The following is a 23,294-nucleotide window of genomic DNA, read 5'->3' on the forward strand; positions in this document are numbered from 1 at the left end:
ACATGGCCGGCAATTAAAAAGGCCAATGATAAGACCGTATTTTCCTTCATTTGCTGGCTCTCAGGAGTCTATTCATGCCTCTAAAAATAACGTGCATGTCCCGCCCAGCGGCGCTTGCAGTGGCGATATTATGCAGTATGACTACCCCGGCGCAGGCCTATGACCAACTTTATGTGTTTGGCGACAGCCTGAGCGACACGGGCAACAATGGCCGTTTTACCTACGACAGTAATAAGCATCCGTTATATGACGAAGTGTTGGCGCAGCGCATTGGTGCTGCATTAGTGGCTTCAGATGATGGGGGCTATAACTACGCTGCGGGTGGTGGGGTCGCGGTACCGGCACTCAACCCGGCGGACAACACTCAGGATCAGGTACAGAGCTACCTCAACCGGGTCAATGGCCGGGCAGATGGCGAGGGTCTGTATATTCACTGGATTGGCGGTAACGATCTGGCAGCGGCGGCGTTAAATCCGGCAACCGCGCCGGGGGTTGCCTATAACAGCGCGGCGGCAGCGGCGGCGCAGGTTCACTCGTTGCTGAATGCTGGCGCCGGAACGGTGATCGTACCGACGGTACCGAATATTGGATCTACGCCACAGTTGATGGAGCTGATTATCCAGCAGGCGCTAACCCCGGTGCAAAACGCGGCGGTACAGGCTGCCTATGCCACGCTTAATTCATTGGCCACGCCAGATAATGCCTCGCGGACTCAGGCTATCCACCAAGCCCTGACGGCCGCAGCGGCGCAGGGCAGCACAATCCCACAGGTACAGCAGGCAATTGCCGCACAGTTGATTGCCGCTTTTGACAGCCTAAGTGCGCAAGCCGGGCAACTGACCGATTTTTATAATCAGAACGAAGATCGCCTGCTGGCGCAGGGGGGCGGTAATATCGTTCGGGTTGACGTGAACAAACTGTTTAGTGAGGCGATCGCCAATCCGGCGCAGTTCGGTTTCACCAATACCGCAGGCATGGCGTGCCCGCCGGGTGTTTCTTCAGCAGTGTGCAGTTCGGCCATGCCTGGTTTCGACAGTAGCCAGTCCTATCTGTTTGCTGACCATTTCCACCCCAGCCCGCAGGCTCATCTGCTGATCGCCGATTACATTCAGGCGGTGCTGGACGGCCCGGCACAGGTTGTGGCGCTGAATCAGGCGACAGCGGCTATGGCGCGTGACAGCCGCGCGACCCTCGACAGCCGGTTCCAACAGTTGCGCAGTAACGATAATAACCCGCAAGGGGCGTTGGGCGTGTTCGGTGGTTACGCCGGGCAACACTATGATTACTCTTCCAATCTTGCAGCGGGTGACGGCAACGCCACCACCCATAACTTGACGGTTGGGGTGGATTACCAACTGACGGATGCCTGGCTGGTCGGCGCGCTGATCTCGGGCTCCAATGATGACCAACAACCCTCTAGTCGCTATGAATACAAAGCGCGTGGCCTGCTGTTTTCGGCTTTTACCTCTCTCAGCGTGTTTGAGCACGGTTGGGTGAATGCCGATGTGCACTATGCGACGATGAATTACGATGATATTCGCCGCAGCATGCAGCTTGGATCGCTAACCCGTACTGAAACCGGCAGTACCGATGGTAAGCAATGGGGGGCTCGCGTGACGACCGGTTACGATTTCCCCATTACCTCTTACCTGACTACGGGGCCTATGGCGCAGTTTGCCTGGGATTACAGTAATGTCTCTGGCTACAGCGAGGACGGCAACGACAGCACGGCGATGCGATTTAATGACCAGACCTACCATTCGCAGATCGGTGCCTTGGGTTGGCGGCTGGACACGAAATTTGGCCTGTTCAACCCGTACGCTGAGGTGAGCTACCAACATCAGTTTGGTGATGATGTTTATCGCGCTGGCGGCGGGCTAAAATCCACGCAGACTTCGTTTACCCGCGACAGTGCCAACCAGGATAAGAATTGGGTGGACGTGACGCTGGGAGCGAACATGCCACTGACCGATCAGGTCGCGGCATTCGCCACCGTTTCACAAACCGGCGGCCTGAGCAGCGGCGAACAGTTTATGTATAACGTTGGTGTTAGCGCGCGGTTTTAAAAGCTTGGGTGGGACCTAAGTGCGGGGCCCACCCACAGAATTTTTATTGCGATTAAGCCCGTCAACTTATGCGACAAAAATCACAGAATTGCCACAAGGTACGGTCCTTTCTGGGACGGGCTGATATAGCGTGTCATTTGATGATAAATCATTAAATTTCAATTTGATAAAAATTCCTGTGTGTTTTCCCAGTTAGGGGATCTTTATCGTTGTGGTGTTAAAAAAAGCGTTTTCTTGGAATCAGATACGAAGATTCCAGAGTGGCTACTCTTTCGAGCTATTTACATATCTGATGAAAAGGCATAGTGTAAGCACTGTACTTTAGTAGGGTGCTTGGTGATTTGAGCGCCAACAGCGACGAAATAGAAAATTTAAAAAAAGGTCGCTTTACAACTTATGCTCCAACGCCAGGGAATCATTATCTATCAACAAGATAACGTTTTTTAGTCGCTCAAGCCACATGAGTGGACTGTCGGTAATCCTCCTGCTCTCAGCACTGCCCAGGCATGTTCATCCTGGGCCAATTCACCACATTGCTTGCTGATTTCTCAGCATACCCAATCATTCCTTGCCTTAGCCTTATCTTGGAAAATCTTAGGCAAGTTAATATAACTATCAGTGTGATCATTTCGATATATTGTGCTAATCCTATTGGCATTATCATGCTATGTTATATTTTTGTTTCAAGGAGGTGTGTAGGTGTCTAGATCATTCTTCGATAATGAAATTATCAATAATGAAATCAAAAGAGATTTAGAGAGTGAGCTTACTAATTATAATAATATAAAATATGTTTATGCGATAATGAACAAAAGGAATCCGGTTGATTTTTCTGTCATCTCAAACAGAACAGATTGGTTTGAACTTTATACAAAAAATAACTTTCAGTTTATTGATCCTGTGCTTATCACCGCTTCCAATCGTCTAACACCTTTCTCTTGGGATGAAAACCTCATTGTTGAGCCTGGGGTGAAGTTCTCTACGTTATTCGACGCGGCAAAAGGGTATAACATCGTTAATGGCTATACTTTTGTGCTTCATGACCATCACCATAACCTTGTTGTGTTATCTTTTTTTCTGGATGGCCAACATTCTGGTGACGTGGGAAAATTAGAGAAAAACAAAAATAAACTGCAGATGTTATTAATAATTACCCATGAGTCATTAATCACAAAATACCAGAATATAAATAGCGTCGGGTACTTTGAAAGAATAAATGGAAAGGAAATCTTCTCTGTGCGTGAAAATGAGGTGCTTTACCTGGCAAGTATGGGGAAATCCTATCAGGAAATAGCTCTTATTTTGGGGGTGAAGCTGACGACGATAAAATATCATATTGGTAACGCAGTAAAAAAATTGGGTGTTACCAATGCCAAACACGCCATTAGGCTTGGGATGGAGCTGCAGCTTATCCGGCCGGTGCTCCTTGATGTGGAAAAATGATGCGGTCCATTGAGTTTAACGGCTCTAAAAGGCGGTATTAAACCGGTTTCTTCTCGAAGATTCGCACTTGTTGCTGGATTCAGGCTGTATATCTTACGGTCAACGGGTATACTGGCGCATCCCATTTAAATCCACTTGTATCGCGTGCGAATTCAACATGCAAAAGTTTGATACCAAGACCTTTCAGGGCCTGATCCTGACACTGCAGGACTATTGGGCGCGCCAAGGCTGCACCATCGTTCAACCGCTGGACATGGAAGTTGGCGCGGGAACCTCACACCCGATGACGTGCCTGCGCGCACTGGGGCCGGAGCCAATGGCCACCGCCTATGTGCAACCGTCCCGCCGTCCAACTGACGGCCGCTACGGTGAAAACCCGAACCGCCTGCAACATTACTACCAGTTCCAGGTCGTGATTAAGCCATCGCCGGACAACATTCAGGAACTTTACCTGGGCTCGTTGAAAGAGCTGGGTCTGGATCCGACCATTCACGACATCCGCTTCGTTGAAGACAACTGGGAAAACCCGACGCTCGGCGCCTGGGGCCTGGGTTGGGAAGTGTGGCTGAACGGCATGGAAGTGACGCAATTCACTTACTTCCAGCAGGTTGGCGGTATGGAGTGCAAGCCAGTCACTGGTGAGATCACTTACGGTCTTGAACGTCTGGCGATGTACATTCAGGGCGTGGACAGCGTTTACGATCTGGTGTGGAGCGACGGTCCGTTGGGCGTTACCACCTATGGCGATGTGTTCCACCAGAACGAAGTGGAACAGTCCACTTACAACTTCGAATACGCTGACGTGGACTTCCTGTTCTCCTGCTTCGAGCAGTACGAGAAAGAAGCCCAGTCGCTGCTGGCACTGGAAAAACCACTGCCGTTGCCGGCGTACGAACGAATTCTGAAGGCTGGCCACACCTTCAACCTGTTGGATGCGCGCAAGGCGATCTCCGTGACCGAGCGCCAGCGTTATATTCTGCGTATCCGCACGCTGACCAAAGCCGTTGCTGAGGCCTACTACGCTTCCCGCGAAGCGCTGGGCTTCCCAATGTGCAAAAAGAACAAGAGCTAAGAGGCAGCCATGACTCAACAGACTTTCCTGGTGGAAATCGGCACGGAAGAGCTGCCGCCGAAGGCTCTTCGTTCACTGGCAGAAGCTTTTGCCGCGAATTTTACCGCCGAGCTGGATAACGCCAATCTCGAACACGGCGAAGTGAGCTGGTTTGCCGCTCCGCGCCGTCTGGCGTTGAAAGTGGCTAACTTGAGCGCTGCACAGGCCGATCGTGAAGTCGAAAAACGCGGCCCGGCAATTGCTCAGGCGTTTGACGCCGAAGGCAAACCCAGCAAAGCGGCCGAAGGTTGGGCTCGCGGTTGTGGTATCACCGTCGATCAGGCCGAACGCCTGGCTACCGACAAAGGTGAATGGTTGCTGTATCGCGCCCATGTTAAAGGTCAGTCCGCACAAGCGCTGCTGGCGGGCATGGTCAGCAGTTCGCTGGCCAAGTTACCGATCCCGAAATTGATGCGCTGGGGTGATTCCGACGTGCAGTTCGTGCGTCCGGTCCACACCGTGACGATGCTGCTGGGTGCAGAGCTGATCCCGGGCACCGTGCTGGGTATTGATTCTGCCCGCACCCTTCGCGGCCATCGCTTTATGGGCGAAGCTGAATTCACTGTCGATAACGCCGACCAATACCCGCAGATCCTGCAGGAACGCGGCAAGGTCATCGCCGATTACGATACGCGCAAAGCGCTGATCAAGCGTGACGCTGAACTGGCGGCAGCGAAGCTTGGTGGTAAAGCCGATCTGAGCGAAAACCTGCTGGAAGAAGTGGCTTCGTTAGTAGAATGGCCGGTGGTATTGACCGCTAAATTCGAAGAAAAATTCCTGGCAGTACCGGCGGAAGCGTTGGTGTACACCATGAAGGGCGACCAAAAGTATTTCCCGGTGTATGACGCCGCGGGCAAACTGATGCCGAACTTTATCTTCGTCGCCAATATCGAATCCAAAGATCCGCAGCAAATCATCTCCGGTAACGAGAAGGTAGTGCGTCCGCGTTTGGCTGATGCCGAATTCTTCTTCAACACCGACCGCAAGAAACGTCTGGAAGACAATCTGCCGCGTCTGGAAACCGTGCTGTTCCAACAGCAACTGGGGACCCTGCGTGACAAGACTGACCGTATTCAGGCGTTGGCAGGCTGGGTTGCCGGCCAGATTGGTGCCGACGTTAACCACGCTACCCGTGCAGGCCTGCTGTCGAAGTGCGATCTGATGACCAACATGGTCTTCGAATTCACCGACACCCAGGGCGTGATGGGCATGCATTACGCGCGCCATGACGGCGAAGCGGAAGACGTTGCCGTAGCGCTGAACGAGCAGTACCAGCCACGTTTTGCTGGTGATGCGCTGCCAGAATCACTGGTGGCTTGCTCACTGGCGATCGCCGACAAGATGGACACCCTGGCCGGTATTTTCGGCATCGGGCAGTATCCAAAAGGGGATAAAGACCCGTTTGCGCTGCGTCGTGCCGCATTGGGCGTGCTGCGTATCATCGTTGAGAAGAACCTGACGCTGGATCTGCAGACGCTGACCGAAGAGGCTGTGCGCCTGTATGGCAGCAAGCTGACCAACGCCAAGGTTGTCGATGACGTTGTCGAGTTCATGCTGGGTCGTTTCCGCGCTTGGTATCAGGAAGAGGGCCACGCGGTTGACACCATTCAGGCTGTGCTGGCACGCCGTCCAACCAAACCGGCTGACTTTGATGCGCGTGTGAAGGCGGTAACGCACTTCCGTACGTTGGAAGCCGCGGCAGCGTTGGCTGCGGCCAACAAACGCGTTTCCAATATCTTGGCTAAGTCTACCGATACCTTGAATGACCGTGTACATGCCTCGGTATTGAAAGAATCGGCTGAGATCAAACTGGCGACCCATCTGGTGGTGTTGCGCGATAAGCTGGAGCCGTATTTCGCCGCAGGCAACTATCAAGATGCGTTGGTAGAGCTGGCTGACCTGCGTGAACCGGTCGACGCCTTCTTCGACAACGTGATGGTGATGGCAGAAGACGACGCGGTGCGTGTGAACCGTCTGACGTTGCTGAGCAAGCTGCGTGAGCTGTTCCTGCAGGTGGCGGATATTTCCGTACTGCAGTAAACCGTCCTGTTAGGAAAAGGCGCCTTAGGGCGCCTTTTTTATTGCTGCTGGCGTGTCCCCCGGTTTTTTCCTTTGGCATCGCCAATAGCCCGCCGATTTGGGGGGAAGGCTTTGTTTCAGATACTGCCATTAGCCGCTATTGCCAAAGAATAGCCCCTGAACGGTGAATCGCGTATCGGATCGCACTCAGTTGATCTATTCTTATAGGCGCAAGGAGTGCAGCAAAAGGGACGGAGTCCGATGAAAAAGCAGGTTTATAACAGGAGTTATGTCACATGGCGGTAGGGATCCAGAGCAGGAGTTTCGCGCGTTGGTTGGCCCCGGTATTGGCATTGTTGGTGGTCATGCAGCTGACTGCCTGCGGCGATAAAGAGCCGGAACAACGCAAGGCGTTTATTGATTACTTACAGAATACGGTGATGCGCAGCGGCGTGAAAATCCCGACGCTGAGCGAAGACCAGAAACAGAAATTCGGTAACTATGCCGGGGATTACGCCATCTTGGTCGGTTTTTCCCAGCAATTGTCCAAGTCATTGGATGCGAGCCTGACACCGGCGTTGGATCAGATTAACCAGATCCGCACCGCACAGGACTACATGAGCAAACGTGATACGTTGCAGCAGTCCGTTGGAGCGCTGAACCTGCTGGGGCAGCAGATTCAGTCGGCGAAGTCACAGGCAGACACTGCCCGGGCAGCACTGAAGCAACCCGACGATCTGAAAGCCGTGTATAACCAGGCTTATGACAAGATTGTCACCGGGCCGGCCAATGCGCTGATGCCGGTTATTCCTACCACCGCCAGTTTCGTCCAGGATCTGGTTCAGGTCGGGGATTTCCTGCGTACCCAAGGTAATCAGGTTAGCTTCAACAATAACGGCGTGCAGTTCCGTACTTCCCAGCAGGCGACGCAGTACAACACCATGATGTCGAATCTGGTGGCCAAGCAGCAGGATTTGCTGAATGCACAGAAAACCGTCTCAAGCGTGACCCAGTAATTGTAGAAAGGCCGAAGCCGATGTTCCGGCTTCTGCCTTTCTGTTCCAGGTATTCCCTTCCAGTCTTTCCAACAGCTTGCCCACTTCTTGCGCGACGCTTCTGTACTACACTTCAATTAATCATCGTTTTTCGACATGTAGTTTTCTTTCATTCATCGCCCCGTTATTTCCCGACGGGATGAATGCTCACAGGGAAGACCACCCCCAAGCCAGGATTCGGTAGTGACCGAAAAATAGATTGTGATAAACATCACAATTTAAAAACAAACACGCATCAATTAAATGTGACCAGCATCACATTTAATTGAGTTTTAGGCGCATTTTGTTCTCGTTGTGGCTTTTTTACACTCATTAAATGTGAGCTGAATCACTATAAGTAACCTGTTTATGGGGGTGTTTGTGTGATGTTAATCACAAAAAATCCGTGAAGTTCGCGCGGTAAAAACAGCGTGATAGAGTCCATTGCGCATACAGCAACAACACGGCTGGATCGTAACAACAATAATCACGCGCTCTATTGTCAGCGCGTAACAATAGGGGTGTGTTTTATGTTTTCACCAGACATCAAAGTCAAAGTTCAAAACTTTGGCCGCTTCTTAAGCAACATGGTGATGCCCAACATTGGCGCATTTATCGCCTGGGGTATCATCACTGCCTTATTCATTCCTACAGGTTGGCTGCCTAACGAAACCTTAGCCAAGCTGGTTGGCCCAATGATCACCTATCTGCTGCCGTTGCTTATCGGTTTCACCGGTGGCCGGTTGGTCGGTGGCGATCGCGGTGGCGTGGTCGGTGCGATCACCACCATGGGTGTGATTGTCGGGGCTGACATGCCGATGTTCCTCGGCGCGATGATTGCGGGTCCGTTGGGTGGCTGGGCGATAAAGCATTTTGACCGCTGGGTAGACGGCAAGATCAAAAGCGGTTTTGAGATGCTGGTGAACAACTTCTCTGCCGGCATTATCGGCATGCTGCTGGCAATTCTGGCCTTCTTGGGCATAGGCCCACTGGTCGAAGTGCTGTCGAAGCTATTGGCAGCCGGCGTGCATGTGATGGTGGTGAACAACCTGCTGCCACTGGCGTCGATCTTCGTCGAACCGGCGAAAATTCTCTTCCTGAACAACGCTATCAACCACGGCATATTCTCGCCACTGGGCATCCAGCAGGCGACCGAAGCCGGCAAATCTGTCTTCTTCCTGATCGAAGCTAACCCAGGCCCGGGTATGGGCGTGCTGATGGCCTACATGTTCTTTGGTCGCGGTAGTGCCAAGCAGTCTGCGGGTGGTGCGGCAATCATCCATTTCCTGGGGGGTATCCACGAAATTTACTTCCCGTACGTGCTGATGAATCCACGCCTGCTGCTGGCGGTAATCCTGGGCGGCATGACCGGCGTATTCACGCTCACCATGCTGAACGGCGGCCTGGTGTCCCCGGCCTCACCGGGTTCGATCCTGGCGGTGTTGGCAATGACGCCAAAAGGCGCTTACTTCGCCAACATTGCAGCCGTGGTCGCGGCCTTTGCCGTGTCCTTCGTGGTGTCAGCGTTCCTGCTGAAAACGTCAAAAGTGAAAGAAGAGGATGATCTGGAAGAAGCGACTCGCCGCATGCAGGAAATGAAGTCTCAGTCCAAAGGGGGTGCAGCGGCACACGCAGCGGTAGATGGTGATCTGACGACGGTGCGCAAAATCATCGTCGCCTGCGATGCCGGTATGGGGTCCAGTGCGATGGGCGCTGGCGTACTGCGCAAGAAGGTGGCGGACGCTGGGTTGAAAAACATTTCGGTGACCAACAGTGCCATCAACAGCCTCCCGGATGATGTCGATCTGGTGATCACCCACCGTGATCTGACTGAGCGTGCGATGCGCCATGCGCCTCAGGCTCAGCATATTTCGCTGACCAACTTTCTCGACAGCAAGCTGTACAGCGATCTGACCGAGCGTCTGGTGGCCGCTAACAAAACCACGGATAACCAGCAGAAAGTCATCAGCACACTGGACGATAGCTTTGAGGCATCCGAACAAAACCTGTTCAGACTCAGTGAAAGCAACGTGTTCCTTAACTTACAGGCCAGCGACAAAGAGCAGGCGATTCGCTTTGCCGGTGAACAGCTGGTCAAAGGCGGCTACGTTGAGCCGGAATACGTCCCGGCGATGCTGGAACGCGAAAAACTGACCTCTACCTACCTGGGTGAGTCGATCGCCGTACCGCACGGCACCATCGAAGCCAAAGACCGGGTATTGCGTACCGGTGTGGTGTTCTGCCAATACCCACAGGGTGTGCGTTTCGGTGATGAAGAGGATGAAGTGGCGCGGTTGGTTATCGGTATCGCAGCACGCAACAACGAACACATCCAGGTGATTACCAGCCTGACCAATGCATTGGATGACGACGGTGTCATCGAACGGCTGGCGAACACGACCAGCGTGCAGGAAGTGCTGGATCTGCTGGGCGGCAAAAAAGCCTGATAACAGAATCATTTTAAGGGGTGCAGCTTGCTGCACCCTTCGACATTAGAAAGGTAGGACTATGAAAGCATTACATTTCGGTGCGGGAAATATTGGGCGAGGTTTTATCGGCAAGCTGTTGGCGGATGCGCACGCCGAACTGACCTTTGCCGACGTTAACCAGACGGTGCTGGACCTGCTGAACAGCCGCAAAAGCTATCAGGTTCACGTGGTTGGCGAGCAGGCCCGGGTCGAACAGGTCAACAATGTCAGTGCAGTTAACAGCGGCAGTGACGAGGCGGTTGCATTGATCGCCGAAGCGGATATCGTGACCACCGCCGTGGGCCCACAAATCCTGGCTAAAATTGCGGGCACGATCGCCAAAGGGCTGAGCAAACGTCATCAGCAGGGTAACAGCCAACCGCTAAACATCATTGCCTGCGAGAACATGGTGCGTGGCACCAGCCAGTTAAAACAGCACGTGTTCGATGTGTTGCCGCAGGAAGATAAGGCGTGGGTCGAACAGCATGTTGGCTTCGTTGATTCGGCGGTTGACCGTATTGTGCCGCCGGCGGAAGCGGGTAGCAGCGATCCGCTGGAAGTGACGGTAGAAACCTTCAGCGAATGGATTGTTGACCAGACCCAGTTCAAAGGCCAACCACCGGCGATCGCCGGCATGGAACTGACCGATAACCTAATGGCATTTGTTGAGCGCAAGTTGTTTACGCTCAATACCGGCCATGCGATCACGGCTTATCTCGGGCAACAGGCTGGCTTGCTGACGATCCGCGATGCCATTCTCGACCCGGCGATCCGCCGCGTGGTAAAAGGCGCGATGGAAGAGAGCGGTGCCGTGTTGATCAAACGCTACGGCTTCGATGCTGCCAAGCACGCTGCTTACATCGACAAAATCCTCAGCCGTTTTGAGAACCCGTACCTGCATGACGACGTTGAGCGTGTGGGCCGTCAGCCGCTGCGTAAATTGAGTGCCGGCGACCGTCTGATCAAACCTCTGCTCGGTACGCTGGAATATGGCTTACCGCATGCCAATCTGATTCAGGGCATTGCTGCCGCGATGAGCTACCGCAGCGAACAGGATCCGCAGGCCAAAGAGCTGGTAGAACTGTTGGCCGAGTTGGGGCCAAAAGCCGCGCTGGCGCAAATTTCCGGTTTGCCGGCTGAAAGTGAGGTTGTAGAACAGGCCATTGCTGTGTATAACGCCATGCAGCGCCAATAGGCTATTTTACTTGCCATTTTACGGTTGGGCAGTGCTCGAATTCCTCACGTACTACGTGTACGCTCCGGATTCTGCGCGCTGTCCGCTCGCAAACTGGCTGCGACAATAACGCCTATGGTATTAAATTAGTGACCGATACAGCATACCCCTCACACGCCATTCGAAAAGCGACGATGGAAGAAGCACAGGCATTTGAAAATAAGGTTCTGGAAAGGCTGAACGCTGGCAAGACGGTGCGCAGTTTTCTGATCGCAGCGGTAGAGCTGTTGGCAGAAGCGCTCAACGTGCTGGTGGTGCAGGTGTTCCGTAAGGACGACTATGCGGTGAAGTATGCCGTCGAACCGCTATTGTCCGGTGCGGGCCCGCTGGGTGAACTGTCGGTGCGTCTGAAGCTGATGTATGGGCTGGGCGTGATCTCTCGCCATGAGTACGAAGACGCCGAGCTGCTGATGGCAATGCGTGAAGAGCTGAACCACGACGGCTCGGAATACCGTTTTGTCGATGATGAAATCCTCGGGCCCTTCGGCGAACTGCACTGCGTGGCTGCGCTGCCGCCGGTACCGACCTTCCTGCAGCCCGGCGAAGCGGAAGAATCGCTGATCGCCATGCAGCGTCAGCGATACCAGCAGGTGTTGCGCTCTACTATGGTGCTGTCGGTGACCGATCTGATCGCCGGTATCGGTGCCAAACAACCCTCCCGGCTTTCACCTCTCGGTCGCAGTTAAGCAAAGGCCGCACGCCACTCGTCGAATAACAGCCACAGCGCCGTGGCTGCCATCAATCCTGCCATTACGCCATTGAACAACCGCAGTTTCCAGGTCACCCGTAGCGCATCACGCAGACGATCGCCCAATATCGCCCACACCAATACGCAAGGAATGTTCAATGCGGTAAAACCGGCAATGATCATCAGCGTGTGGCTGAGGCTGGTCCCTTCGCGTGGGGTGAAGAGAATAGCCACGTTAATTGCCATCAGCCAGGCCTTAGGGTTTACCGCCTGGAACAGGGCGCCGTTGATTAAGCGCATCGGTTGCGCCTGTTGTTTGCCGTCCGGTGACGCGGCCTGGAATAATTTCCATGATAGCCAGAGTAGATAGGTACAACCGATCACCGCCAGCGGAAAGCGAATCATACCGGCCCAACTCAGAATGAGCGCCAGCAGAGTGGTGGTCAGGGCCAGCTGCACCGCGCAACCGACGCTAATGCCAAATACCATCGGCAGCGTGCGGCGCAGGCCAAAGTTCACTCCGGACGATGCCAGCAGCAGGTTGTTGGGACCCGGCGTAATCGACATAACGGTGACATAACTGATAAAGGCTGAGTCCAACATAACGGGTTCCTTAAAGGGGATGGGAGCAAAGGAACCAGCATAAAACCTGCGGACGGATGGTGACAGAACCAGAAACAAGCTATTGTCATGGGTACAGTTTCTGCAATATGAAACTGTACCCATTGCCTGGAGACAAACTGTGACCCTGCTCGATGAAATACCGGAAACGCGCTACCAGCAACTGGCGGATACGCTGGCGGAAGCCATACGCCGTGGTACCTTGCTGCCCGGCAGCCGTTTACCTTCGGTGCGCCGCTGCGCGCAGACCCATAACGTCAGTATCAACACCGTGGTGGCGGCTTATCGCACATTGGAAGATCGCGGGTTGATAGAGGCACGACCGCAGTCGGGCTTTTATGTCTGCAACACCTTACCGGCGTTAAAGGCGGCCTCGCCGACCAGTAACCGCATAGAGCCTCCGGCGGACGATGTGCTGGCGTTGATCGACACCGTGTTTGCCGCCCAGCAGAATCCGGCCTTCACCAACCTTTCGCTTGCCTGTCCCCAAACCTCAGATTTTTATCCCGGCGGCAAGTTGGGGCGGATGCTGTCGTCGCAACTGCGCCGTCAGCCAAACCTGATCGGGCAGTACGCGCTGCCGCCGGGGAGCCTGCGGCTGCGCCAGCAGATCACACGGCGTTCGATGGCGCTGGGCATGTTGCTGGAGCCAAACGACATCACGCTGACGCACGGCTGTATGGAAGCGCTGCAGCTGGCGCTGCGGGTGACGACCAAGCCGGGGGACTGCGTCGGGCTGGAGTCGCCGACCTATTTTTACCTGTTGCCGTTGCTGGCCAGTCTGGGGCTAAAGGCGTTGGAAATCCCAACCGATCCGCAACACGGGTTGTCGCTTGACGCGCTGGAACTGCTGCTGAACGAGAAGCGGCTGAACGCGGTCATTGCCATGCCGACGGTACAGAATCCGCTGGGCTGCACCATGCCGCTGGCGGCGAAAAAACGCCTGGCGCGGCTGATGAACGATCATCAGGTGCCGCTCATTGAGGACGGGTTATACGCGGAGATCCAGTTCGGGGGGGCACTTTCTCCCGCGGTGAAGTCTTTCGATCGTGGTGGCTGGGTGCTGTTTTGTTCCAGCTTTACCAAGACGCTGGCTCCGGATTTCCGCATCGGCTGGATTAGCGGTGGGCGTTTCAACGACGCGTTGCGCAAACTGAAGGCGGTATCGTCGATGTCCGAGTCACAGTTACTGTCGGAAACGTTGGCGATGTTTCTGGAAACCGGCGGCTACGATCATCATCTGCGTAACCTGCGCAAACGCTACGCAGCCCAGGTGGATGAGGCACGGGCGTTGATCGCACGTCACTTCCCGCAGGGGACTCGAGCCACGCAGCCTGCAGGCGGCTTTGTCTTTTGGGTAGAATTCCCGAGCGGGGTCGACAGCGTGGCACTGTTCCACCAGTTACTGGAGGAGCAGATCTGTCTGACGCCGGGTACGCTGTACTCTCCCAGCGGTCGTTACCGCAATGCGCTGCGACTCTCCTGTTGTTATCCGTTTAATGCACGTTACAGCCAGGCGTTGGCGCGTGTCGGTGCCAAAGCCTGCGAGATGAGCGGCCTGCCGCCGGGCATTGCGCAAGACGGGTAACCACGCGCGCATTTTGCTACAATGTGGGCATCATTGATTAGCGTGCCGTACAGGCACAACAGGCCAGACACCATGAAAGAGATAGAAAAGGCAGAGATTAAGCGCCTTAGCGACCTGCTGGACGCACTGAACCACAAAGACACCCTGGTGATCCAACAGGGTAATCTTGATTTGATTGCGCAGCACACCAAAGAAAAAGAGAAGCTGGCAGCGGAAATCGAACGTTTGAAAGGCGTTCGCGTTGAGAAGCTGAGTGCAGAAGCGCAAAAGCTGAACCAATTGCCGTTCAGCCGTGAAATCACCAAGAAAGAACAGGCGGATATGGGCACGTTGAAGAAAAACGTGCGCGGCCTGATCGTGGTGCATCCGATGACTGCGCTGGGCCGTGAGATGGGCCTGAAAGTGGTCACCGGCTACGCCAAAAAAGCCTTCTGATCGCCGATATCCGTCATACTTGACGTTGAATTCCCCGTCACTGACTTGAGTCTGTGACGGGAGTTCTTGCCGCAACGCCGATTATTTTGGCTATGTGGCGCCCAGCGTTATAGCTTGGTAGTGAAATACGCTTTGGTTTGATAGGGCACAGTGACGGTTTCTCTGCCTTGCAACTCCCCCTCTTCTGCCACCAATTGCCGAATCTGATCGATCACCTGTTCTTGCTGTTGCTGCGGCAACGCGGCGATAAAGCTGGTGGAACGCACCCGGTTATAAATCACATCCTCTATCGCGCCTTGATGGCCAAGCATAAATACCTGTTCTTGTAGCGCATCCAGCCCTTTGAACGGGAAAAGTTTACGCCATTCGCCGGTGTAAAAACGCGGCGCGTCGCCTTCGTGGCGGTCGACAATCTGATTCAGCTTACGTACCCAGCTCACGCGAGCATCACGCATATTCCACACCAAACCAAGCTTGCCACCGGGCTTGAGGATACGTTGGATCTCGGCCAACGCCTTCGGCGTGGCAAACCAATGGAAAGACTGCGCGCAGACCACTGCGTCAACCGACTCATCCGGCAGCGGGATCGACTCGGCCGTGCCCGCCAATGTCTTCACCTGCGGCAGCGCTGCCGAGAGTTTTTCCAGCATCTGTGCCACGGGTTCAACGGCGATGACCTGCGCCCCCGTTTCCAGTAAGCGTGGGGTGAACTTGCCGGTGCCGGCCCCAAGATCGATCACCGTCATACCTGCATGAAGGCCGATGGTATCGCGCAGCCAGGCAGCGATCTCCGGTGGATAATCCGGCCGTCCTTTAACGTAACGATCGGCGTTGGCCTGGTAACCCGCGGCTGCGGCATGGTGGATCGGATGAGACGAGGTGTTCATAACGTTGCTCCTGCCTGAAAGAGGTTGTCGGAACGACCGACGCTGAACAGTATAGGCGGATGAAAAGGGGTGGCGCAGCATGCCGCGCCACGTTTATTCCCAACAACCTATTTAGCGGCCCAACAAACGGCGATTAAAGTCTTCGAGACGGCCTTCGGTGATACGCATGAGCATGGTTTTGCTCCAACTGGCAGATAGCCCAGCAACGGCCAGCAGGCGGCGATATTGTTCTTCATCAAACGGCATATGCCAGGCGATGCTAATGGCTTCGGCGACAGAAACATCACTGTTGCGCATGACCCGTTCCAGCGGATGATCGCCGCTGACTTTACCGGCAGACACCACGCGGTACAGCCAGCCACACCGGCCACTTTGCTGCATCAGCACTGAAATGTCATCGATATCAAAATGGTAGTTGAGCTTGAAGCAGGGGGAGCGTGGCTGGGTGACCTGGATCAGCGCTTCGCCCCAGCGGAAGATGTCGCCCATAAACACGTTGTGTTCGGTCAGCCCCAGGGTAGAGATATTCTCGCCAAAAGCGGGTGCGCTGAACTGTTCGGCCTGCGCCGGGAACTGTTCACGCCAGTGGTCATAATGCTCACGTGGATAGTGGCACAGCGCGCGGTCTGGCCCGCCGTGATAACTTTTCTCCGCCTGTTCGTCGCCTTCCAGGCCAAGCGGGGTCAGCTTGACTGCACCGTCCACCAAGCGCTTGGCGATGCCGCTAGGCCGCCCGCCTTCGTAGGGTTGGACAGTGCCGATATAAACCTCAGGTTGATGCATATGCGCCTCCATGTCTCGCGTCGATGGACAAGCATAGCCTGAGTTGGTAGAGGGGAACAATAACCCGCCCGAGAGGTTTCGGGCGGGAGATCATTAGAACGTAGTCCAGTTGTCTTGTGCGTCGGTATGGGGGACAGGTTGTTTACTGATTGAGGCTTTCGGTGCTGAGGTTCTCACCGCAGCAGGTGCCTGCTGCTCCGCCAAACGGAACACCGACACGCTTTGCAGCAGCATTTCCGCCTGTTCTTCCAGGGAGTCGGCAGCGGCGGCAGATTCTTCCACCAACGCGGCGTTCTGCTGGGTGGTGTGATCCATTTCGACAATGGCTTGGCCGATTTGGGCGATGCCGCGGGTTTGCTCGTCGGAGGCTGCGGCGATTTCCGCCATAATGTCACGCACATGGGTAACCGACAGGACAATTTGCTCCATGGTATTGCCGGTGTTTTCCACCAGGGTGGTACCGGTCTGTACCCGACTGACGGATTCGGTAATCAGTCCTTCGATCTCTTTCGCTGCCTGGGCGCTGCGCTGTGCCAGATTACGGACCTCGCTGGCCACTACCGAGAAGCCGCGGCCTTGCTCCCCGGCGCGCGCGGCTTCTACTGCCGCGTTAAGCGCCAGAATATTGGTCTGGAAAGCAATGCCGTTGATCAGGGTAGTAATTTCGGCGATTCGCTGCGAACTGCTGGAAATGTCGCGCATCGTGCTAACCACATTCTCGACCAGCTTGCCGCCCTGCTGGGCCGTTTGTGACGCATCGGTGGCCAACTGATTGGCGTGGTGGGCGTTTTCGGCGTTTTGTTTCACCGTAGCGGTCAGTTGCTCCATGCTGGCGGCCGTCTCTTCCACTGCGGCAGCCTGTTGTTCAGTACGTGAGGACAAATCGGTATTACCCGCGGCAATCTCTGCGGCGGCGGTGGACACCTGGCTGACCCCCATCTGGATTTTCTCAATCATATCGCGCAGGTTTTGGCTCATGGCCGCGACGGCGTTCAGTAACTGGCCCAGTTCATCACGACGGGTGCTGGTCTGTGCCTGTCGCAGATCGCCACTGGCGATGCGTTCCGCCAGCGCGAGAGTGCTTTGCAACGGCCGGGTGATCTGCAATGTGATACGCCAGGCAACCAGCAAGCCGACGATGATGGCAATCAGCGTGGTAATGCCCATTTGCATCTGTGCCGAATTGATGTCGTTATGGGTTTGCGTCAATTCATCCTGTAAGAAGGCGTTGACCAGTGTGCCGACTTCCTGCGCACTGTTGCCCAGGCGTTGGCTGATTAACTGTTCCTGTTGATAGGCCGGCAGGTAGGCTTCAATGCGGTTTTTATAGTCGTCGAGAGCGGTCAGCAAGGGTTGCAGCAGAGGACGTTGGGCGTCGCTGAGCCGTCGGCTCAGCGCATTTGCGGCGCTACGTGCGTCGTCAATTGCTGCGATCAGCGGTGCTTCGGATTCGGCGCTCAGGCTCAGTAACAGGCCGCGTGCCCCGTAGCGCACCAGCGTCAGCTTCTGGTTCAACTGAATAAAGGCCAGCTGCAGGTCACCATTAGTAAGTTGGCGCTCCACCTGGTTCAGGTTGTCCTGCACTTCCGACATGTTCCAGCTTTGGCGCACGGCATCTTTCGCCGCCACCGCCTTTTCGAAGGCGTTTTGCTGCTGCTGGTATTGGCTGATCAGCACGACCAAACGCTGAAGGTCTTTTTTGCTCTGAGGATCCCAATTCAGGTTCTGGCCCTGGTTGATCAGCTTCACCGCATTTTCGATGCTGGTGCGGTTATTGTTGAGGTATTCCGGTTTGTAGGTTTGCCCGAAGAGCGCACGGTTATATTTGGCCTGATTGATTTCGTCGTTCAGACGATTGCTAAAATCGATGCGATAGGCCCGTGATTCAATGATATGGAGATACTGTGCGCCAGTACCGGCGATGATTGCGGTCAGCAACAGCATGAGACCAAATCCGAGACCGAGCTTTTTACCGACGGTGAGATGAACGAACTTTCCTGCCAATGTTTGCAATGCCGCCATAATGATTTTCCTTTCCGGGCGAACGTCAATTGAACAAACCATCGGCAAAGAGCGGTCAAACTTTAGCGAATTTTGGTCAAAAAAATACCCGCATTAAGCGGGTATCTTTATTGCCGAGTGCGAATTACTTCTTCGCAGCGAAGCGTGCAGCGGCTTCATCCCAGTTAACCACGTTCCAGAATGCTTTGATGTAGTCTGGACGTTTGTTTTGATATTTCAGGTAGTAAGCGTGTTCCCACACGTCCAGGCCCACAATTGGGAAACCTGAAGCGCCGGCAACGGCTTCGCCCATCAGCGGGCTGTCTTGGTTAGCGGTAGAGACTACAGCCAGTTTGTCGCCTTTCAGCACCAGCCAAGCCCAACCTGAACCGAAGCGGGTCGCTGCGGCTTTCTCGAACTCTTCCTGGAATTTCTCAACGCTGCCGAAATCACGTTCGATAGCCGCTTTCAGATCGCCACCCAGGGTGGTGCCGATTTTCAGGCCTTTCCAGAACAGGCTGTGGTTAGCGTGACCGCCAGCGTTGTTACGCATGAAGGTGCGTTTGTCAGCAGGCACTTTATCCAGATCCTGGATCAGTTCTTCAACGCTGTATTGAGCCAGTTCTGGGTAAGCTTCCAGCACGGTGTTGGCGTTGTTAACGTAAGTCTGGTGGTGTTTGGTGTGATGGATTTCCATCGTCTGCTTGTCGAAATGCGGTTCCAGTGCGTCGTAGGCGTACGGCAGGGATGGCAGTGAGTAACTCATAATCATCATCTCCAAGGGTATATGGGCGGCGCATTATGTGAGCACCGCGTAAGCAGTCGGATCATTATAGTTATTTAAATGATATTGAAAATGATTATCAATGCCCTACTTATTGTGTGGCTTTAGCCTAATCAACAATGCGCTGCGGGTGGGTAAACACCGTGGCACGGCCGGGTTTACTGAAGCCGACCAACGTGAGGTTACTGCGTTCGGCGATCTCCACGGCCAGTGAGGTTGCCGCAGACACCACGAATAAAATCTCCACGCCACACATCGCAGCCTTCTGCACCATTTCATAGCTGGCACGGCTGGACGTTAATACCGCACCCTGCTGCCAACCCTGTTGTGCACGGACGCCGAGCAGTTTATCCAGGGCAACATGACGGCCAACGTCTTCACATCCACCGAGCAATTCCCCTTGCGGCGATAACCAGGCGGCGGCATGGGTACAACCGGTCAGTTGCCCCACTTCCTGCACTTCTCGCAGTTGTTTCAATGCGGAATCAAGATGGGTGAGGGAAAAGCGCTGGGTGAAAGGTAGCGCAGGCAGCGGACGGAAAATATCCGCCAACTGTTCAATACCACATACGCCGCAGCCGGTGCGGCCTGCCATGGCGCGACGGCGTGCCTTCAAACCGGTAAAACGACGGCTGGAGAGCTCTATTTGTACCTCCAGCCCGTTACAGGTTTGGTTAATCTCTATACTGTAGATATCGCGTGGTGATTCGATGATGCCTTCCGACAGGGAAAAACCCAGGGCGAATGCCTCCAGATCTTTGGGCGTGCACATCATGACCACGTGAGAGATGCCGTTATAGACCAGCGCAACCGGGACTTCTTCCGCCAGCCAGTCCGGCTGTGCGGTGGCGAGTTGCCCGCGTTGATGAACCTGAGCCTGGGTCACCCCTGTGAGCTGTGTCTCATTTATAAGTTGGTCTGAGTTTATATTGTTCACTTAACTGGCACCTGTTTGTAACAACCACATACACGCTGTGGTAATATTGCCACCGTAAAAACAACAGTAATTTTAGCGCTTCCCGCTTCCAGGGGGAAAGCGCCATTTGAAACAATGTGACAATCGCGAGTGAAAGGAGACCCCCATGCAGGTCAGCAGAAGGCAGTTCTTTAAGATCTGCGCTGGCGGTATGGCAGGAACGACGGTGGCTGCGCTGGGTTTTTCCCCAGAAGTCGCGTTAGCGGAAACCCGGCAGTACAAACTGCTGCGCGCCCGTGAAACCCGTAATACCTGTACGTATTGTTCCGTCGGCTGTGGGCTGTTGATGTACAGCCTTGGTGATGGCGCCAAAAACGCCAAAGAAAGCATTTTCCACATTGAAGGGGACCCGGATCACCCGGTCAACCGCGGCGCGCTTTGCCCGAAAGGCGCGGGTCTGGTCGACTTTATCCACAGTGCAAGCCGTCTTCAGTATCCAGAATACCGTGCGCCAGGCTCTGACAAATGGCAACGCCTCACTTGGGACGACGCCTTCACGCGCATCGCCAAGCTGATGAAAGAAGACCGTGACGCCAATTTCGTGAAAACGAACGACCAGGGCGTGACCGTCAACCGCTGGCTCAGCACCGGCATGTTGTGTGCCTCCGCGTCCAGTAACGAAACCGGGTATTTGACCCAAAAATTTAGTCGCGCTCTCGGCATGCTTGCCGTAGACAACCAAGCACGTGTCTGACACGGACCAACGGTAGCAAGTCTTGCTCCAACATTTGGTCGCGGTGCGATGACCAACCACTGGGTTGATATCAAGAACGCGAATCTGATTATCGTCATGGGCGGTAATGCGGCGGAAGCGCATCCGGTGGGGTTCCGCTGGGCGATGGAAGCCAAAATTCATAATAAAGCCAAGCTGATCGTGATCGATCCGCGCTTTACCCGTACCGCATCGGTGGCGGATTTTTACACGCCTATTCGTTCCGGGACCGACATTGCTTTCCTGTCGGGCGTGTTGCTGTACCTGATGACCAACGACAAAATTAACCGCGAATACGTTCACGCCTACACCAACGCCAGCTTGCTGGTGCGAGAAGACTTCACCTTCGAAGATGGCCTGTTCAGCGGTTACGATGCAGAAAACCGCAAGTACGATAAAACCACCTGGAACTACCAGCTCGATGAAAACGGCTTTGCCAAGCGTGATCTGACGCTGCAGGATCCGCGTTGCGTGTGGAACATGCTGAAACAGCACGTCAGCCGTTATACGCCAGAGGTGGTGAACAACATCTGTGGTACGCCTACCGACGATTTCATCAAGGTGTGCGAATACATTGCCGAAACGTGCGTGGCGGATAAAACCGCGTCGTTCCTGTACGCCCTGGGCTGGACTCAGCACTCGGTCGGCGCACAGAACATTCGCACCATGGCAATGATCCAGCTGTTGCTCGGCAACATGGGTATGGCTGGCGGTGGCGTCAATGCGCTACGTGGCCACTCCAATATCCAGGGGCTGACCGATCTGGGCCTGCTGTCACAGAGCCTGCCAGGCTATATGACATTGCCTTCAGAAAAGCAGACCGATATCGACACTTACCTGAAAGCAAACACGCCGAAAGCGGTGCTGCCGGGCCAGGTGAACTACTGGAGCAACTACCCGAAATTCTTCGTCAGCATGATGAAGAGCTTCTACGGTGATAAGGCGCAGAAGGACAACAGTTGGGGCTTTGACTGGTTGCCGAAGTGGGACAAAGGCTACGATGTGTTGCAGTACTTCGAGCTGATGTCACAAGGCAAGGTCAACGGTTACTTCTGCCAGGGCTTCAACCCGGTGGCGTCGTTCCCGAACAAGAACAAGGTGGTGGCGTCGCTGTCAAAACTGAAGTTCCTTGTGACCATTGATCCACTCAATACCGAAACGTCCAACTTCTGGCAGAACCACGGCGAATTTAACGACGTCGATCCGTCGAAGATTCAAACCGAGGTATTCCGTTTGCCGTCCAGCTGCTTCGCCGAAGAGAACGGGTCTATCGTGAACTCCGGGCGCTGGCTGCAATGGCACTGGAAAGGGGCTGATGCTCCAGGTGAAGCGAAGCACGACGGGGAAATCCTGGCGGGCATCTTCATGCGTCTGCGTGAGATGTATGCGCGTGATGGCGGTGCAGTGCCGGAGCAGGTACTGAACATGACCTGGGATTACCTGACGCCGGAAGATCCCGCTTCGGAAGAAGTGGCGATGGAAAGCAACGGCAAGGCTTTGGCAGATATCCTCGACGCTGACGGCAAAGTGTTGGCGAAGAAGGGTGAGCAACTCAGTACTTTTGCGCATCTGCGCGATGACGGTACCACTGCCAGCGGCTGTTGGATCTTCGCCGGTAGCTGGACGCAGGCCGGTAACCAGATGGCGCGACGCGACAATGCCGATCCGTCTGGCCTCGGCAATACGCTGGGCTGGGCCTGGGCTTGGCCGCTCAATCGCCGCATTCTGTACAACCGTGCTTCGGCCGATCCGCAAGGCAAGCCTTGGGATCCAAAACGTCAGTTGCTGGAGTGGGACGGTGCCAAGTGGGGCGGGGTGGATATCCCGGACTACAGTGCCGCTGCACCAGGCAGTGACGTCGGGCCATTCATCATGCAGCCAGAAGGCATGGGCCGCTTGTTTGCCGTCGATAAAATGGCGGAAGGGCCGTTCCCGGAACACTACGAGCCGTTTGAAACGCCGCTCGGCACTAACCCGCTGCACCCGAACGTGGTTTCCAACCCAGCGGCGAGGGTGTTCAAGGACGATCTGGCGGCGATGGGAACCTCTGACAAGTTCCCGTATGTCGGTACGACGTACCGGTTGACCGAGCACTTCCACTACTGGACCAAGCATGCGGTGCTAAACGCTATCGCGCAGCCGGAGCAGTTTGTGGAAATTGGCGAGTCGCTGGCGGCGAAAAAAGGCATCCAGCATGGCGATACGGTGAAGGTCAGCTCCAACCGCGGCTTTATCAAGGCCAAGGCTGTAGTGACCAAGCGCATTCGTACCTTGCAGGTGCACGGTCAGGATGTGGACACCATCGGTATCCCGATCCACTGGGGTTACGAAGGGGTGGCGAAGAAAGGCTTTATTGCCAACACGCTGACGCCGTTTGTCGGTGATGCCAATACGCAGACGCCAGAGTTCAAGGCGTTCCTGGTTAACGTGGAAAAGGTGTAACG

At 54.8% G+C, this 23,294-nt stretch carries 17 protein-coding genes; 11 read left to right on the top strand and 6 right to left on the bottom strand.

What is annotated here, in order from left to right:
• The first annotated feature begins 74 nt into the window (after window positions 1-74).
• The 8 genes from AC2FC2_RS09375 (at window position 75) to AC2FC2_RS09410 (ending at window position 12,061) form a co-directional block, all read left to right on the top strand.
• Window positions 75-2,066 carry an autotransporter outer membrane beta-barrel domain-containing protein gene (locus tag AC2FC2_RS09375; protein WP_209638026.1) on the top strand — a complete coding sequence of 664 codons (1,992 nt, stop codon included), beginning with the start codon at window positions 75-77 and terminating at the stop codon, window positions 2,064-2,066.
• Window positions 2,067-2,765: 699 nt separating this feature from the next.
• Entirely contained in the window at window positions 2,766-3,509 is a 744-nt protein-coding gene (locus AC2FC2_RS09380) for a helix-turn-helix transcriptional regulator (protein WP_490659118.1), read from the top strand.
• A 157-nt stretch (window positions 3,510-3,666) separates the two neighbouring features.
• Complete coding sequence (gene glyQ / locus AC2FC2_RS09385) at window positions 3,667-4,581, top strand: glycine--tRNA ligase subunit alpha (protein ID WP_012004542.1); 915 nt, start codon at window positions 3,667-3,669, stop codon at window positions 4,579-4,581.
• A gap of 9 nt (window positions 4,582-4,590) precedes the next feature.
• Complete coding sequence (gene glyS / locus AC2FC2_RS09390) at window positions 4,591-6,660, top strand: glycine--tRNA ligase subunit beta (protein ID WP_490659119.1); 2,070 nt, start codon at window positions 4,591-4,593, stop codon at window positions 6,658-6,660.
• A gap of 275 nt (window positions 6,661-6,935) precedes the next feature.
• On the top strand, window positions 6,936-7,655 hold the full coding sequence (locus AC2FC2_RS09395) for a DUF3053 domain-containing protein (protein WP_490659120.1): 720 nt from the start codon (window positions 6,936-6,938) through the stop codon (window positions 7,653-7,655).
• A gap of 548 nt (window positions 7,656-8,203) precedes the next feature.
• Complete coding sequence (locus AC2FC2_RS09400; protein WP_209638019.1) at window positions 8,204-10,120, top strand: PTS mannitol transporter subunit IICBA; 1,917 nt, start codon at window positions 8,204-8,206, stop codon at window positions 10,118-10,120.
• Between the two features lie 61 nt (window positions 10,121-10,181).
• On the top strand, window positions 10,182-11,336 hold the full coding sequence (locus AC2FC2_RS09405) for a mannitol-1-phosphate 5-dehydrogenase (protein WP_265556652.1): 1,155 nt from the start codon (window positions 10,182-10,184) through the stop codon (window positions 11,334-11,336).
• A 173-nt stretch (window positions 11,337-11,509) separates the two neighbouring features.
• Complete coding sequence (locus AC2FC2_RS09410) at window positions 11,510-12,061, top strand: MltR family transcriptional regulator (RefSeq protein WP_037421127.1); 552 nt, start codon at window positions 11,510-11,512, stop codon at window positions 12,059-12,061.
• On the opposite strand, the gene AC2FC2_RS09415 is transcribed toward AC2FC2_RS09410, so the two are convergent.
• Complete coding sequence (locus AC2FC2_RS09415) at window positions 12,058-12,666, bottom strand: LysE family translocator (RefSeq protein ID WP_209638015.1); 609 nt, start codon at window positions 12,664-12,666, stop codon at window positions 12,058-12,060. The two genes, AC2FC2_RS09410 and AC2FC2_RS09415, sit on opposite strands and share 4 nt — an antisense overlap.
• A gap of 139 nt (window positions 12,667-12,805) precedes the next feature.
• Here AC2FC2_RS09415 and AC2FC2_RS09420 point away from each other — a divergent pair, with 139 nt between their 5' ends.
• Window positions 12,806-14,272 carry an aminotransferase-like domain-containing protein gene (locus AC2FC2_RS09420; protein ID WP_209638013.1) on the top strand — a complete coding sequence of 489 codons (1,467 nt, stop codon included), beginning with the start codon at window positions 12,806-12,808 and terminating at the stop codon, window positions 14,270-14,272.
• A 72-nt stretch (window positions 14,273-14,344) separates the two neighbouring features.
• Window positions 14,345-14,707: a YibL family ribosome-associated protein gene (locus AC2FC2_RS09425; RefSeq protein ID WP_209638011.1), complete on the top strand. Its 363-nt coding sequence runs from the start codon at window positions 14,345-14,347 to the stop codon at window positions 14,705-14,707.
• Window positions 14,708-14,814: 107 nt separating this feature from the next.
• Here the strand turns inward: AC2FC2_RS09425 and AC2FC2_RS09430 are convergent, their stop codons facing one another.
• From AC2FC2_RS09430 to fdhD, 5 genes are all read right to left on the bottom strand, one after another.
• A complete protein-coding gene (locus AC2FC2_RS09430; protein WP_209638009.1) occupies window positions 14,815-15,594 on the bottom strand; it encodes a class I SAM-dependent methyltransferase in 780 nt (259 codons plus the stop codon).
• Between the two features lie 111 nt (window positions 15,595-15,705).
• On the bottom strand, window positions 15,706-16,377 hold the full coding sequence (gene yiiM / locus AC2FC2_RS09435) for a 6-hydroxyaminopurine reductase (RefSeq protein ID WP_490659121.1): 672 nt from the start codon (window positions 16,375-16,377) through the stop codon (window positions 15,706-15,708).
• 93 nt (window positions 16,378-16,470) lie between these two features.
• Window positions 16,471-18,399 carry a methyl-accepting chemotaxis protein gene (locus AC2FC2_RS09440; RefSeq protein ID WP_490659122.1) on the bottom strand — a complete coding sequence of 643 codons (1,929 nt, stop codon included), beginning with the start codon at window positions 18,397-18,399 and terminating at the stop codon, window positions 16,471-16,473.
• 124 nt (window positions 18,400-18,523) lie between these two features.
• Window positions 18,524-19,144: a superoxide dismutase [Mn] gene (sodA, locus tag AC2FC2_RS09445; protein WP_037421110.1), complete on the bottom strand. Its 621-nt coding sequence runs from the start codon at window positions 19,142-19,144 to the stop codon at window positions 18,524-18,526.
• Window positions 19,145-19,271: 127 nt separating this feature from the next.
• On the bottom strand, window positions 19,272-20,090 hold the full coding sequence (fdhD, locus tag AC2FC2_RS09450; protein WP_265556673.1) for a formate dehydrogenase accessory sulfurtransferase FdhD: 819 nt from the start codon (window positions 20,088-20,090) through the stop codon (window positions 19,272-19,274).
• A gap of 154 nt (window positions 20,091-20,244) precedes the next feature.
• On the opposite strand from fdhD, the gene fdnG reads away from it, so the two are divergent.
• A complete protein-coding gene (gene fdnG / locus AC2FC2_RS09455; RefSeq protein ID WP_490659123.1) occupies window positions 20,245-23,292 on the top strand; it encodes a formate dehydrogenase-N subunit alpha in 3,048 nt (1,015 codons plus the stop codon).
• Window positions 23,293-23,294 lie beyond the last annotated feature (2 nt).

This window comes from Serratia sp. CoH_122_TC_1 (genome assembly GCF_058191755.1).